Raw genomic sequence first — 15,660 nt, forward strand, 5'->3', positions numbered from 1 at the left:
GAGAGCCCTGCCGGTCTGTGCCGGACGGCAGGGCTCTCGTCTGTATGTGTACGGGGTCAGGCCTTGGTGTCCTCCGGGGCCCGCGTGTCACCGGGCTCCCACCCGACGTTCCACATCCGCCGCGTGAACTCGGCGTGCGCGGCCCGCATCTCGGCCTTACGGTTGGCCCGGTACAGCGGCGCGGTGTACCCGTCGGGCACCTCGTACTCCTCGGGGAACGCCTCGGGCTTGCTCAGCTGCTTCCACGCGTCCTTGGGCTGCCCGTACCCGTACTGCTGATGCGCCTTCGCGATGCGGCGGCCATTGGCGTCGAACCACATGTTCTCCTCGTACTGCTGAAGCACGGGGAACCGGGCGTCGTACATGGCGACCAGCTCATCGGCGCTGATCCCGAGCCAGACGGCGACGAGTGCGTCGATCTCCACGAGCGCGGCGCGGCGCGCGAACTCTGCACGGAGGGGTGTGTCGCGGGACCAGGTAGGCCCGACGCCAGCGGAAAGCGGCGGGGTGCCGTCGGGCCATTCCTTCGAGGCAGCCCAGGTGTCCTGCTGCCAGGCCGAGTCGTAGAGCTCCTCCCAGAGGGGGGCGTAGGCGTTGGTCTGGGCATTGAGCCGGAGGGTGCGTAGGAGGAGGGCCTGTTCCAGGGGGTGGCCTGGCGTTGGGGCGGGCATGATTCTGGCGTCGGAGATGTCCAGGTGACCTCGGCCAGAACTCCGGAGAAAGTAGTCAAGGGCCAGCGACGCAAAGAACCCCGCAGCGAGCGCTGTGTGTCGCGACGACGGGAGAGCAGCGCTCCGCACCGCGTGAATGTGGTTCGCCCCAGGCGGGACGAGCACGGCGTAGAGGCTCCGTTCGGTATCAGAGGCGATCATCTCGCGCCAGGCCACCCGGTAGAACTCCGAGTACGGCCGCATGCTCGCCGCCCTCAGAAGCGCCTTAACCGCTGCTTCGAGGGCATCACCCTCCAACTCAGGATCGGCAGCCCTGACGTCGGCCTCAGCAGCCGCTACGGCTGCCGGATCTTCCCGCAGTTGAGCCAGTCGGCCCGCGTCGGGCCACTGATCCTGTGCAGCCACATACTTGGCACGATCTCCCGCAGGGCGATAGTTCGTGTGCTGGACAGCACCGTCATCCAGTGTTCTCGGGTTCCATGCCTCTAGCTTGTTGGCGGCTGTCGCCCCCTCTACCGCCCTGCGGAGGAACGGCGTCGCAACACCGAACATCGGGCCTTGAAGGATGACGTCTCTCCAGCTCTCAGATGGGCCGGGCCTCCACGTGAAGTAGCCTGCTGCACGATCTTGCGTTTCGTAGAAGCCGATCGAGATGCGCGGGTTGGATGCGCCGAGCCGGTGGGGCCACTTAGCTAGCGCCTCGATGGCCGCTTCCTCGGCCGTGGTCACGGGGAAGAGGAGCCTGGTCTCTTCCAGCGGCACCGGATTGTCCTCACTGGCCAGCTTCCGCCAGTTCGCGAGAACGCCCTTATCCACTGTCACAACACGGTCCTTATGCGGGCGGATGTCCCACTTGCCCTTGTACTTGATTCCGGGAAGCGGGCGCTCCTTCTTGTCGCGCACGGATTCGTTCAACACCTCGGGAGCAAACAACCAGCTCAGGTGCTGGAAACAGATCTCCTGCCGAGACCGCCCGTACACGTTGACGCTGAAGTGCCGGCTGTGCCCGACTGGCTTCGCGAACAACGAACGCTGGTTCTCAAAGTCGGCGTGCAGCCGGAGGTGCCGATACGTCGCTCTCCGCAACGCTCCTTCCTTCGCCCCCGTGAGATGCGTCGACGGATGAATCAGCCCGGCAACGCCACGCTCACCCGTGGCCCTCCAGGAAAGCAACATGAAAGCTCGGTACATGTCTGGCCTTGTGCCTGCCAGCTCCGGGTACGTGTCGACCGACGACAGGAACTCCGACACGCCAGCAACAGTTCCTAGCTCGTCCAGGTAGAACGACCTGTGCTCGGGCTTGGCCAACACTTCTGCCGCGTGCCTTTGCCGATCGGCCTCCGCATCCTTCCCGCCCAGCACGAACCACGGCTCAAGCTCCGCGAGGACCATGTTCTCGAACCACTCCTGCCGCACCCACGGCGGGTTCCCCACCATCAAGTCGAACCCGCCCTCCGCAAACACATGCGCGAAGTCCAGCTCCCAGTGGAAGAACCCCCGATCCCGCGCGATCCGGGCCGCCGTCTCGTACCACGGGAACGTATCTCCCAGCTCCAACGGGTCGTCCCACGCCGTCATCTCCTGCATCAGAGCGTCGAGTTCGAGCTCCTTCGCGTCCAGTTCCTCCAGGCTCTGGACCCCGTCGAAGGACAGCAGCGCCCCCTGCTTCCCCTCCTCCGACGTCGCGTCCACGCGCCCCACGACCGCCTCGGCGAACTCCAGCCAATCCTTGAGCTCCGCAAGGGCGACGCGGCGCCGGCGGCTGTCCTTCGGGAGGGCGCGCAAATCCTCGCCGCCCGGCCCCCGGTAGTACGAGGCGTCCGAGCCGTCGAGCTGGCCGATGTCCTCCAGCGGCCAGAACCACAGCGCGCACCAGGTGTCCATCAGCTGCTTGAGCCGCCAGTACGGAGTTCCCCTGCGGTGCAGCGCCTCCAGAACGGCGTCGCGGTCCATCGGCTGGTGGGGCCCGTCTTCGGCGCTCGCCGGCGCACCCCACACGTCCACGTGCCGGGAGATCTCCCGCTCCGACAGCTTCAGTCGCATGACGACCAGGTCCCAGAGGAACTCGACGCGGCGGGCGAGGCGGATGAGGCGGCCCGTCTCGTACTTCTCGCCGGAGTCCCGGTCTTCGTCGGTTCCCGGAGCACCGGTCGCAACAGAAGGGCCGCCGATCAGCGCCGGCTGGTCCCAGATCTCCAAGCCGAGGTTCAGGGTCAGTTCGTCCGTCCCCAGGGGATGCGCTGCCGCCGACGTACGCTTGCCAGAGGCAACACCGGCCCCCTTCTTCTTCGGGGCTCCCTTCGGGTTCCGCCGCATCGCCGACCGCCACTTCCGCAGCGCCTCGACGAGCTTCGGGTCCAGCCAGTCCACGACGTCGCCGTCGACGACAGCCTTGACGACCTCCTCCGGCGTGCCCTTCTTCAGGGTTCGTACGGAGACCTTCTCACCGATGGAGCCCCACCCCATCGCCGGCAGCAGGAACTGGTGCACCTCCCGCGTCTTCAGCTTCTCCGTCAGCGGCACGTGCCGGGGCTTCTGCGGGGCCTTGGACGTCAGCCAGCCACCGTCCCGCAGGCTGTTGCCGGGGTAGACCTTCCTGGCCGCACCGACCAGCGAGTTGCCCCGGTGCAGGTGCAGTCCGTACCAAGGCGCCTTCATCCCCCGGTACATGGTGTTCAGCCACAACGAGATCTCGGCCAGTTCGACGGCCGTCTCGTTGAGGTCGACACCGTACGCGTTGTGCAGCGCGATGTAGGCCTTCGCCTTCTGGAGTTCGGCCTGGTAGTCCTCGGGGTCGATCTCCACGCCCCGCTCGCGCTGCGCGAGGCGCAGGTAGAGCTCGGCGAGCTGGTTGACGGCCTCGTTGAGGAACGCCCCGGAGCCGAGGGCCGGTTCGCAGACGCGCCAGCGCAGGACGTCGGCGGCGTTGACCCACGCCTTCTCCGGCTCCTTGGGGTCGACCGCGCCCTTCTCGTCGAGGCGGAAGCGGAGGGTCTGCTCCACCGTCGCCTGGGTGAGGGACTCGGGCGTGTAGTAGGAGGCGCTGGTCTGGCGGTCGCGGCCGGCGAGGCGGTAGACGTACGAGCCGACCTTGTGCGGGATCGCGACCCGCTGCCCCGTCTCCGGGTTGACGTCCGTCTTGACGAAGACGCTGTCCTCCGGGCCGTCCGGGTACCGCCCCGAGGCGACCTGCTCAGGGCGGATCAGCCAGGAACCGCCGCTGGGGTTGCCGCCCTTGGCGACCCCGTACAAAGGCTGGTCGGCGATGAAGCCGGTGTACGACATCAGACCCTCGTACACGGCGCCGAGGTGGTTGATGCTGAGGTTGGCGTACGAGATGAAGCCGCCCCGGCCGGTGCGGCCGGTGCCCTCGGCGATGGTCAGGTGGCGCAGCACCTGGTGCAGGACCTTGTTGCGGAGCCGCAGGTCGAGGGCACGGGCCCCGTCCTGAGGCCTTCCCTCCGGGTCGAGGTCGTCAGGGTGGACGATCACCTCGTCGACGAGCTTTATCGACGCGGGGTCGAAGAGGCGGGAGCGCAGGGCCTCGATGCGTACGCCCTCGTAGCCGTCGTCCTCCGCCAGCGCCTCGGAGGCCCGCTCGGCGACCATGGCGGTGTCGCGGGTGGTGAGCGTGTCGGCGACCGGGTGGCCGGTGAAGACCTTCTTGAAGAGCAGGTCCAGGGAGTCGTGGAAGTGGTAGCGGTCGCGGGAGGTGCTGGACAGCTTCTCCTGGACGACGAGTTCGCGGAGCCGGGCCACGCTGTACCCGGAGGCGTACTCCGCGCTCTTCATCGGGAGGATGTCGAGCTCGGGGCGGGCCTCGGCGTACAGCAGGAAGAGGATGCGGTACAGGTACCGCAGGGATTCCTTGGTGAGGACCCGCTGGAGCGAGCCGGGCTCGGCGAGGGTGTCGGGGAGCCAGGCGGGGAGGTCGCCGGGGGTGACGTCCTGCTGCCGTGCGCGGTCCAGGACCTCGTTGGCGATCAGCTGGACGGATTCCTTCAGGCCCTCGCGCAGGGTCTCGGTGACGCCGACGGAGTGGTCGCGGGATTCGGCGACCAGGCGGGCGATGTCGTCGTCCCCGCCGTCCTCGGCGGGACGGAACGCCTGGGCTCCGAAGAGGGCGGCGATCACGTCGATCTCACCGGCCGTCGCGCCCTTCGTGCCCTTGCGGGGCAGCGCCACCTCCAGGCTGACGGCGAGGTGCCGACCGCGGGCGTAGTTCTCGCGGTCGGCGAGGACCATGATGCCGCCGAAGAGGAGGAGCGCGTAGCGGGGGGCGTCGTCGGCGGCGAGCAGCCAGGCGGCGAGGTCCGTGACCGTGGTGAGGGTGCGGCCGGAGGCGACGCGGACGGGAGCGGGGAGCCGGTTGGCCGGGCCGTCGCCGCGGGTGGCGGCGATGTCGTGGGCGAAGCCGCCGGTCAGGACCGCGATGCCGGGCTCGTGGTGGGCGACGGGGACGGCGACCGGTCCGGCGGCACCGTGGACGGTGAGGTGTCCGGGCTTCGGGGTGAAACCGAGGGCCTTCAGGACGTCCGTGTGCCAGGTGTCCAGCGCCGCCCGCCAGGTCCCTTCCGGACCGTCGTCCGTACGCGCGCCGGTCGCGGGCCGGAACGCGGGCAGCTCGTCGGGGCCGCTATGCGCCTTCAGCTCTTCGGCGGCCAGCTGCTGGGCGGCTTCGGCGTCGGGATCGGGCTGGACGTTGAACTTCTCCGCCTCCCCGCCGACCGTGATCCGTACGTCGAAGTAGCGCCCGGAGAGGTCGCGCAGACCCTGCCGCGGTGTGGGCCGGCCGTGCCGCTCCTCGGCCGCCCATCCCTTCAGGCGGCCGGTCTTGAGCTGCTTGGGCAGGATCGTGTCCAGGTAGAAGGGCGGAAAGTACTCGCCTTCGTTGATCAGCGCGTCGAACTTCACGCGTGGCGCTCCTGCAGGATGACGTGACGGGTAGGATGGAGGTCGTGAGCCGCGCCGTGCGCGGTGGGGACGGTCATGAGCTCGGCTCCAGGACGGCCAGGACCCGTACCATCGGGTCGCCGGCGGTACGGAGGCGGGTGGCGGCCTTCTCCAGGTTCTCCGCGGCCCGGTCGCGGGCAGTCCGGCCGCCGCTGAAGCCGGGAAGGGACTGCTGGCGCCACAGTCCGACCCGCTCCTCGTACTCCCGCAGCGGCTGGTCGACAAGTTCCTCCGCCTTGGCTCGCAGCCCCGTCATCGTGCGACGGGTCGCATGGACGGCTGCCGCCACGTACTGCTGGAGGGCGGCGGGGTCGCCCTGGGCGAAGTGGTCGGGCATGTCGGGGCGGACCCCGAGGTCGGCGAGGAGCTCGCGGGACAGCTCACGGACCCGGGGTGCCTCGCCCTCGCGGCCGAGCCGGTCGACGGCGAGGAACGCCACAACGGTCGGGCGGCCGTCCTGGTTGGACCAGACGCCCTGGGTGAGGAACACCGGTTCCGGCACGCGGGCACAGTCCACCTGAAGCACGGGCGCTTGCTGGCGACCCAGCTGGACGAGGACCTTGTCGGTGATCCACTCCAGGACGGGGTGGAGTTCGCCGACGTAGTGGGCGTCCGGCCAGAGGGAGGGCGAGTCGGCGTCCTCTCGGGCACGCCTGAGGGAGTCGGCCGCGTCCTTGGGACTAAAGGTGAGCTTCATGCGGCGGGTGATGCCGTGGTCGCGCAGGTAGCCAGGAGGCAGGACGTCGAACCGGTCGGCGAGGTCCTCCGGGGTGTCGAAGCTGAGGTCGGTGCCGTCGACGGTGGTGTCGAGGCGGAAGGACTCCAGGTCGGCGAGTTCTTCCAGGCCGGTGAGGAGGTAGTCGCGACGGTCGGTGAACAACCGCAGTTCTTCGACGAAGCGGAGGGGGGCGGCGGCGCCACGGGCGTCCGGAGCCGGTTCCCGGACTGCCGTTCCGTCGCCGGAAGGTTCGGCGCCGACGGTCTCGGAGCCGTCGTCCGCGCTGTCGTCGAAGTCGAAGCCGATCTCGTCCTCGAAGTCCGTGTCGAAGTCGAAACCGAACTTGGAGTCCTCGTACGGGTCTCCGCCGGTGCCGAACTCCGCGTTGAGCCGCTGTGCGAGCGGCAGGTCCTCCGGCGTCGTCGCGTCGCCCTCGGTCAGGGCCACGGCCTCCAGGTCCGCCACCGCTTCCTGCGGGGCCGCGCCCCGGAACAACGCCTCCATGACGCGCCGTTCCTCCTGGGCACCGTCGTTCTCCTTGGTCGTCGCCTCCACGGCGCCGAGGATCGCGTGCACCTTCTGCTCGCGGGCCAGAACCCGCTCGGCGACATGGGTGTCGTCCAGCGCGCCCTCGACCGCCGATTCGAGGATCATCGCGCGGAACTCGGGCCGCTCCGTCTGCCCGTAGCGGTCGATGCGGCCGTTGCGCTGCTCGACGCGGATGAGGCTCCAGGGCAGGTCCCAGTGGATGAGGTGGTGGCACTGGCGGTGCAGGTTGACGCCCTCGGAGGCACCGTCGCCGGAGAGCAGCAGGCGGACGTCGCCGCCCGCGCGGGCGAACTCGTCGACATACTCCATCTGCACCCGGTCCGAGACGCCGGTGCTGTGCAGGACCTTGACCGCCGCCTTGGCGTCGTCCCGGTCCGTCCAGCCGAGCAGCGGCGGCAGGACCTGGCCCAGCCAGTCGAGGGTCTCGCGGCGCTCGGAGAAGACGACCGCGCGGGTGGGGCTGCCGGCCTTGACGCCGATCTCGCGCAGCTCGTCGACCAGGCCCGCGAGCTTGGAGGCCGCTTCCGGCGCGCTGCCCTCGGCGGTCGCGCGCTCAATGGCACGGGCCAGCTCCATGAGGCGCAGGAGCGAGGTCGTCTCGGGGGTGGCGGGCACGATGCCGGCCGGGGCCCCATCGGTGATCTTGTGCTTGTCGGGGAGGGGGTGCCCGGTCTTGGCGAGCCGGTCGCGGGCGGTGGCGAAGAGGGCCCGGTGGGAGGAGAGGAAGGACTTCAGCAGGACAAAGGGGAAGAGGTGGTCCTCGGCACCGGCCTTCGGTGCGGTGCCGTCGGCGGGGCGCTTCAGCCAGTGGTCGGCGAGCTCCTGGAAGACCGCCTCCTCCAGCTCGTTGGCCTGGCGGCGGACCGGCCGGGAGTCACCGCGCGGGGCCCAGTCCTTGAGCTGGCCGGCCACCTCGTCGCTGACCTTGGTACGGCGCACCATCAGGTGCTCCAGTTCGGCGGCCTTCGGGTCGCGGGGGTCCTTGACCGCCATGGGGTCGAGGAGGCGGATCAGCCCGGTGAAGGCCGCCATGTCACCGTTGTGCGGGGTGGCGCTGGCGAGGATCAGCGCGTCGGTGCGCTCGGCGAGCAGGTCGGCGAGAGCCCGACGGTCGCTGCCCTGGTTGATGAGGTTGTGGGACTCGTCGATGACGACCGCGTCCCAGTGGATGTGCTCCAGCCACGGCCGGTAGCGGCGCTGGTTCTTCAGCGTGTCCATGGAGATGATCACGCGCTTGTAGTACGTGAACGGATTGCGTCCCGCCGGGATCTTTCGCTCGATACGGGCGATGCCGGCGCTGTCCAGGCGGACCAGCGGCAGGGAGAACCGCGTCCACATCTCGTGCTGGAACTGCTCGAGGACGGGTGCGGGCGTGACGACGAGGATGCGCTCGCCGCGACCGCGGCGGACGAGCTCGCCGAGCAGCACCCCGATCTCCAGAGTTTTACCCAGGCCCACCACGTCACCGATCAGGAGCCGTGGCCGCAGCGGATTGGCCAGGGCCTTCGCCGCGGGCCGGAGCTGGTAGTCCATGCGGTCCAGGAGAAAGCCGTCGGCCAGGGCGAGGCGACGCTCCGTCTGGGGCAGCGGAGTCTTGCGGAGCACCGCCTCCAGGAAGAGACGGCTGCGCCGGAAGTGCGGCGACCCGTCGGCGATGAGCTCGGTGTCCTCCGGACACAGCACGCGGGGCCGGTCCATCGTGGGCGCGAGGAACCTGGCTTCCTGCCCGCGTACGAGGTCGGAGGCGCCGACGGCCTCGATCAGGTACTCCCCGGTCCTCACCTGCCTGCTGCTGCGGACCATCCACTCCTCGTCCCGCACCTCGATCACCGTGCCGGCCGGCGGAGGTCCCTCGGGCGCCGTCGTGACCTGGGTGTCGGTGCGGGCCTCGGAGGTGCCGGGCACTGCGTCGGGCATCGGGGGCGGTCCTGCCTTTCGGGTCATAAGGGGGTTCTTGAAGGGTAGGCGGTCCGCCGGACGCCTGGGGACGGTCCACCGTCACGGGGCAGGCCCCGTTCCTAGAGGTCGCCCCGGTGCGCGTACGCCTCGCGCAGTTCCGCGGCGACCCGCAGGGCGACCGGGGGCGGGGCCGAGGGCCGAGGTGGCCGGACGGGATGCGGAGGGTCGAGGGAGTAGCTGGTGGGAAGTGGTTCCGCCCCGGGAGCGGGCAGGTGGGCGGAGACCACCTCGGCCTCCGGTTCCGCGGGGGTCGGCGCCTGATCGACGAGTGTGGGTGTGTAGCCCGGAGGCGCGACCGCCTCCTCCGCGGCCGCCCCCTGGGCCTCGGCCGCCAGTTCGATCTCGTCCGTGTCGACGAGCCCGTAGAACCCGGGGTCGATCTCCGACAGGTCGTCGGCGTCGCTCCCCCACGGAGCGTCCGGCGCGGCACCCGCGTCGACCGCCTTCTGGGCGCGCTCCTGGATGGCAGGGTCGGCGTGGCCGGTGCCGGCTTTCGCGGGAAGCTCCGGAATCAGGCCGGAACCGGCGACGAGCGCCGCGAGCTGGTCCGCCGCGTCCTGTGGTGTGAGATCAGCGTCGGTCAGCAGGGAGAGCAGTCCCGTCTCCACCGCCTTGAGGGTCGGCCGCTGGCTCGGGGTCGCGACGAGGATCTGGGCGAGGAGGGGGACGAAGTCCTTGTCGACCCCGCTGAAGCTCGGCGGCGATTCCATCGGCGCAAACGGATACGGGGCCCGACCGGTCGCGGCGAAGAACAGGGTGGCGCCCAGCGCGTACACGTCCGCGGGCTCCTTGACCCGCTTGGTGTCCTTCCACTGCTCCAGCGGCATGAACGTACGGGTGCCCATGACGGCTCCCGTCTGGGTGAGCGCCTGACTGGCCTGCCTCTCCGCGAGCACGGCCAGGCCGAAGTCCAGCACCACGGGCCCGTGCGGCCCCAGGACGACATTGCCGGGTTTGAGGTCGCGGTGCAGCAGGTTGGCCCCGTGGATCGCCCGGAGCGCGTCGACGAGTGCCAGCCCGAGCGCGGCGTACGCCCCGACCGGGAAGGTGCCGGACAGCTTCACCATCGTGTGCAGGTCGGGGCCTGCGATGTAGTCCATGGCGAACCAGGGCCGGGCCGCTCCCGGAGGGGCTGCCGCGATCACGGCGGGGACGCGGGCGCTGATCACGGCCCGAACGGCGTCGATCTCACGATCGAACCGTTCCCTGGTGTCCGGCTCACCGTCGAGAAGGCCGGGCTGGATCATCTTGACCACGACGAGCCGTCCTTCGACGGCCTCCTCGTCACCGCCCGGCTCGGCCAGCCGGTAGGCCGCGGTGAGGTCGTCCGTCAGACCGAGAGGCAGCCGCCGAGCCAGGTAGGCGACGCCCATGCCGCCCGCGCCGAGCCGGGCGAGCAGTTCGAAGGGCCCGACCACCTGGGGGTCGATATCGAAGTCCAAAGGTTTCACCGGCGTTCTCCCCCACACGGTCGTCGCGGCCCTCGCCCCGGCCCACGGCTGTCGATCAGTCTACGACCGCCCGGCTCCCCTTCCGCGTCCGCCGGGTCACGGTGGGCGACCAGGCCACCGAGGTGACGGAAATATGCCCTTGCCAAGGGGCGGCACGCCCCGCCTGCCCTAAAGTCGCGCCACACGATCACGACGGTCGTCTGTCAAGTTCCTCAGGGGAGGGGGCCGGATGCGGGCCTGGGTCGTACGGGCGGGGGAGAACGGCGAGCGGGAGAAGGCCGCCCTGGAGGAGGGCGTCCTGATCGCCGGCTGGTGGGAACTCGGGGATCTGACGGGCGCCGCCACGCGGGACGACATCAAGGCGGCCGTGGCTGCCGCCTATCCGGACGAGGGGCCCTACACCGTAGGGAACTGGACCGGACAACTCTTCCGTTTCGTCCACGAGATACAGCCGGGAGATCTTGTCGTCCTCCCGCAGAAGTCGCTGCTCGTGGCCATCGGCCGGGTCTCGGGCGACTACGAGTACCGCGCGGACGCACCGGACGGATTCCGTCACGTCAGGCGCATCGAATGGCTCGTCAAGGACATCGATCGCCAGTCGATCCAGTCGGATCTCCAGGACAGCATGGGGTCCTTGTTGACGGTCTTCGAGCTCAGCCGGTTCGGGGCGGCGGAGCGCATAGCCGCTCTCTCCGAAGGAAAGCCCGATCCGGGCCGTCCCGACGCCGACGAGTTCGCCGCCACCCTGACCGAACCGGCCAAACTCTTCGAGGAGGTCCGGCGGCGGAGCGCCGACGAACCCCTCACCCTGTCCGTACGGGACTTCCTCGCCGTCTGGAGCCTTCCGCGGCGCTACCCGGCCGCCGTCGAGCAGATCCAGAACGACCTGGACGTCCGCGGGCTCGTCACCGTACCTCCGTTCACGGAGGGCAGCCTCGAAAGCCAGATCGCGGTCGTGGCCGGCGGTGCCGAGCCCGACGAGGCGGGTACGAGCGCCATGACCCGCCTCACCGGCACGACGAGCCTCTCGGCCGTGGTCCAGAACGCGGCAGACGCAGCCGGACACCTGGCGGACGAGGACCCGACGGCGCGGACCGTCGCGTACCGGGTGAGCAACCTCGATTCGGCCAACCGCATGCCGGAGTGCGTACGGGTCGGGGACAGCCTCGGGACCGCGATGACCCTCATGGTGCTGCGCGACTACAGTCAGCTGCCCGTTCTCGATGCGGACGGGCGGCTGCGCGGAGTCGTCAGCTGGGAGTCGATCGGACGTGCCCGCATGGCCGATCCCGGAGCCGACCTCGCGGCCGCCACGGTGCGGGCTCAGGAGGCGGACCGGTCCGATGATCTGCTCGACTGGATCGGGACCATCCAGAAGTCGGGCTACGTCCTCGTGCGGGATCACGACCACAAGGTGTGCGGTCTGATCACCGACTCGGACCTCACGGTCCAGTTCGGCACTCGTGTCCGTCCGTTCGTACTCGTCGAGGAGATCGAGCAGCGCCTGAGGCGCATCGTCGACCGCAGCATCCCGATCGAGCGGATTCGTGCCGTCGTACCCAGGCACCGCGCTTCCCGAGTGAACTCCGCAGCCAACCTGACGTTCGGCGCGTACGGCCACCTGTTCAAGGTCCCCGAGAACTGGTCGGCCCTGGGCTGGGCCATCGACAAGGAGCACTTCCTCTCCGCACTCGAGGACTGCCGGAACTTCCGCAACGGCCTCATGCACTTCAGTCCCGACCCCGTAACCGACGACCAGCTGCACCCCGCTCAGGGGCTGCTCGAACTGCTCCGCTCCATGGATCCGCACAACTGACAGGGAGGGGCCCCGGTGGGGTGGCGGGAGGAGATCGCCGCTGCGCTCGGCGAGTGGATCGCCATCGAGGGCGGCGCGGGGAGGCAGCCTCGATGGCAGCGGGTCGGCCGTGCGGCTCGTGCGGGTTGTCCTGGCGAGTACGTCGTGGATGTGCGGAGTTCCGACATCGGGCCGGACCAGCTCGACAGTCTGCGGCTCGCCGGCCCGGAGGCCGACACCATCGAGTCGGAGGGGTTCACCGTCTCGGAGGCTGTGCAGAACGGCAGTCTCCTCACGGTGAAGGTGGCCCGGTTCGCCGAGGTCGCCGACGCCCATCTGTGGATGCAGAAGCAGCCTCCCACGTTCCTCGTGGAGGCCCTGCGCCAAGGGATCACGGGGCTCGGAGAACACCCCTTGGCTGCCGCACTGGCGGCGGGCACCATCGGCGGGCCGCGGCAGCCGGCGGAGGACCCGCCGGGGTTCCATCCCGCCCAGGCCGACGCGCATCGCGCGTGCCTCGGAGAAGGCGTCCACCTCGTCTGGGGGCCTCCGGGGACGGGCAAGACCACCGTGCTGAAGAGGGCGATCGGTGATCTCCTCGCGCGCGGCGACCGGCTGCTCCTCGTCTCCGCGACCAACATCGCTGTGGACAACGCGCTGCTGGGGGTGGTGCGCGAACGGCGGCACGGGCCCGGAGAGATCGTGCGTGTCGGCCCGCCGCACTTGAAGGAAGTGGCCGAGGATCCGTCCGTCTCCCTGCCGATGATGGTCAGGGCACGGCTCGCGGAGACTGCGCAGCGGCGCGGCTCGCTGGAGTCCGAACTGGTCGCGATCAAGGAGCGGGCAGCCGAACTCGCCCGCCTGGAGGCCGTGCTGACCCGCTTCGACTCGTCCGCGTACTACGCGGCTCTGGAGCTGCTGCGCACTCCCGGAGAGGATCCGGCGTCGGTCAGGCTTCGGGTCGAGGATGCGAAACAGCGGCACGACCGGGCCTCCCGAGAACACGAGGAAGCGGTCACCGTGGCCCGGACGGCCGTGGCCAGGGACAAGGCCGCGGCCCCCGCCCGCCACCAGTGGCACCAGGTGGACGAGCTCTCGTCGGAGGTGGCCAAGGTACGCGAAGCGGTCGCGCTCCGGGAGGCGGCTGCCCTGTTGGCTGAGGACCGTTGTGATCCCCTGCGGAGAGAACTGCGTGAGGCCGAGTCGACAAGAACGTGGTCGAAGCGCCGCGCCCAGAACAAGACCGCAGGGATCCGCCAACGGCTGGAGGAGGCCGAACGGTCGGCCGCGACGGCCCGGCAAGCCGCCGCGAGGCCCGGGCCACTGCCACAGCCCATGCCACGGCCCTCGGAGCCCGGATCACCGCACTCAGCGAAGGCATCCCCCTCACTCGAGATCAGATCGCCGCGTTGCATGCCGACGCCGCCGCGGCACAGGCCGCTTCGGATCGGACTCGACAACGCCTCAGCCGGTGTGCGGCCGACTTCTCCCAGGCGGCAGAGGCGGCCAAGCGCGCCGTTCATGCCTACGAAGTGGCGAAACAGGCGGAGCAGAAGGGGTGGCCCGCCATGTTCGAGCGCGCGGGTCGGCTCCGCCCCGCGGTGACTGCCGATGTGGCACACCGCGCGGAACTGGAGAAGGCCTACCAGGAAACCCAGGAGGAGTACGAGCGGCTGGCCCGCAACGCCCAGGGAGAGATCATCAAGGGGGCCAGGCTCGTCGCGACCACGCTGGCCCGGTTCCGCACGAACCGGGCCGTCCTGGACGGACCGTACGACGTGGTGCTCGTGGACGAGGCGGGTGCCGCCACCCTGCCCGAGGTGCTTCTGGCGACCGGAAAGTCCCGCAGGGCCGCCGTTCTGCTGGGGGACTTCATGCAGCTGGGTGCCGTCGTGCCTCCTGAGCTCAAGGAGCAGAGACACCAGGACATCCAGCGCTGGCTGCTCCCGGGTGTGTTCGCACACTGCGGTATCCACTCACCCACCGACGCTCGGCACCATCCCGCCTGCATCACTCTGACCGAGCAGCACCGGTTCGGTCCTGCCGTGATGCGACTGGCGAACGACCTCGCGTACGGTGGCGCGCTGAGCGAGGGAAGCCGATCACGGTCGGCGCGTATGGAGAACGACCCCGAGATCGTACTCATCGACACGGACGGTCTCCACGAACTGGCCAGACCCCACCTGCCCGGTAGCCGTCGCGGCTGGTGGCCCGCCGGTGCTCTGATCACGCGCGCCCTGGTGGAAGTGCACCGCGAACTCGGCGAGAGCACGGGCGTGGTGACCCCGTACCGCGTTCAGGCGGAAGCCACGCTGGAGGCCCTGCGTGATGTCGAGGAACCGGAAGGGAGCAACCCGGCGGAAGTGGGGACCGCCCACCGCTTCCAGGGGCGAGAGTTCGACATCGTCGTCTTCGACACCGTGGAGGGCGACAAGACCACCCGGCCCCTGTGGATGGCCCACGCCCACCGCCAGCCCGCCACGAACCCCTGGCCCCGTGACGGTGTACGTCTGCTCAACGTCGCCGTCACACGCGTCAGAACCAGGCTGTACGTCATCGCCAGCCCGGAGCGCCTATGGGCCGCGGGCGGAGCGACGGCTCTCGGCCAGCTGGCCGCCATGGTCAACACGCCGGGTGTCCGGGTGCTGCACGCCCGGAACCTGATCACACCTCCGACGGCCTCGGTCCCCTACCGGGGCGAGTTCGGTTCCGCGCTCGCCGAAGTCCTCGGCCGCCATGTCGAAGTGACGGAGATCGAGGACGAACGGGGGTTCTACCGCGCCTTCTCGGAAGAGATCCGAAGAGCCCGGCGATCACTGTGGCTCTGGTCCCCCTGGGTCGCCACGCGCCTGAACTCGCTGCTGCCGGATCTTCGAGCCGCCGCCGACCGCGGTGTGCGGATCAACGTCTTCATCCGTGCCGACACCGACAAGCTCCAGAAGCAGGAGACGAACCAGGTCCTGATCGCCGAGCTGCGACAGGTCGTCGATACGGTCGTGCCCGTGTACGAGATGCACCAGAAGATTGTCGTCATCGACGAGCAGACGGTTCTGCTCGGCAGCCTCAATTCGCTCTCCCAGAAGTCAACCCGGGAGATCATGCTGACCATGCGGGGCGGTCACTTCGCCCGCAAGCTGCTGGAGCACGAGCATGCGGCGACGTTCGCCGATCCGCCCTCCTGCGGACGGTGCGGGGGCGACGAAATCGAGATCCGACGCTACAAGAAGGACGACTGGGTCTGGCGCTGCTACGCCGCCGCCTGCAAGACCACGCCGAAGGGCGGTACCAACGCATGGAACCAGAAGATCCGGCTGGCCCGCGGTCGCTGATCTTCCCCCCTCTGGGCACCCCGAAGCCAGCGGTACGGGCGCTCGAGTGGAACCAGTCCCCCCTCACAACCGGCCCCTACACGTGGGGGGGGCAGCGCCGAGGCGGTGGTGGCCGAGATGCCTGGGACATTTCTGGGACTTCCACCCGCATCGACAGGCACGAGCATGAAACAACCGAAAGATCATTGGCGCAGGTCAGCGGGGCACGATGGACCGCTACCGCAGGTCAGGGGAC

Annotated in this window: 6 protein-coding genes and 1 pseudogene; 4 read left to right on the forward strand and 3 right to left on the reverse strand. The window is 69.6% G+C overall.

Features of this window, described 5'->3' with window-relative positions:
- Positions 1–56 precede the first annotated feature (56 nt).
- From OYE22_RS06415 to OYE22_RS06425, 3 genes are all read right to left on the reverse strand, one after another.
- The gene (locus OYE22_RS06415; protein ID WP_277319504.1) at positions 57–5,585 is read right to left on the reverse strand and encodes a DNA methyltransferase; all 5,529 of its coding nucleotides are present in this window, start codon (positions 5,583–5,585) and stop codon (positions 57–59) included.
- A gap of 73 nt (positions 5,586–5,658) precedes the next feature.
- The gene (locus tag OYE22_RS06420; RefSeq protein WP_277319505.1) at positions 5,659–8,808 is read right to left on the reverse strand and encodes a DEAD/DEAH box helicase; all 3,150 of its coding nucleotides are present in this window, start codon (positions 8,806–8,808) and stop codon (positions 5,659–5,661) included.
- 101 nt (positions 8,809–8,909) lie between these two features.
- A complete protein-coding gene (locus tag OYE22_RS06425; RefSeq protein WP_277319506.1) occupies positions 8,910–10,301 on the reverse strand; it encodes a serine/threonine-protein kinase in 1,392 nt (463 codons plus the stop codon).
- Positions 10,302–10,530: 229 nt separating this feature from the next.
- On the opposite strand from OYE22_RS06425, the gene OYE22_RS06430 reads away from it, so the two are divergent.
- The 4 genes and pseudogenes from OYE22_RS06430 to OYE22_RS33390 all read left to right on the forward strand — a co-directional run bounded on the left by OYE22_RS06430 (position 10,531) and on the right by OYE22_RS33390 (position 15,425).
- Positions 10,531–12,117 (forward strand): CBS domain-containing protein, encoded by a 1,587-nt coding sequence (locus OYE22_RS06430; RefSeq protein ID WP_277319507.1) that lies wholly within the window; start codon positions 10,531–10,533, stop codon positions 12,115–12,117.
- A gap of 321 nt (positions 12,118–12,438) precedes the next feature.
- A complete protein-coding gene (locus OYE22_RS06435; protein ID WP_348652265.1) occupies positions 12,439–13,701 on the forward strand; it encodes an AAA domain-containing protein in 1,263 nt (420 codons plus the stop codon).
- Positions 13,626–14,600, forward strand: a pseudogene (locus tag OYE22_RS33385) (AAA domain-containing protein); the annotation flags it as partial. The gene OYE22_RS06435 and the pseudogene OYE22_RS33385, both read left to right, overlap by 76 nt.
- A gap of 114 nt (positions 14,601–14,714) precedes the next feature.
- The gene (locus tag OYE22_RS33390) at positions 14,715–15,425 is read left to right on the forward strand and encodes a phospholipase D-like domain-containing protein (protein ID WP_348652266.1); all 711 of its coding nucleotides are present in this window, start codon (positions 14,715–14,717) and stop codon (positions 15,423–15,425) included.
- Positions 15,426–15,660 lie beyond the last annotated feature (235 nt).

Source organism: Streptomyces sp. 71268, assembly GCF_029392895.1.
In the GTDB taxonomy this organism is placed as follows: domain Bacteria; phylum Actinomycetota; class Actinomycetes; order Streptomycetales; family Streptomycetaceae; genus Streptomyces.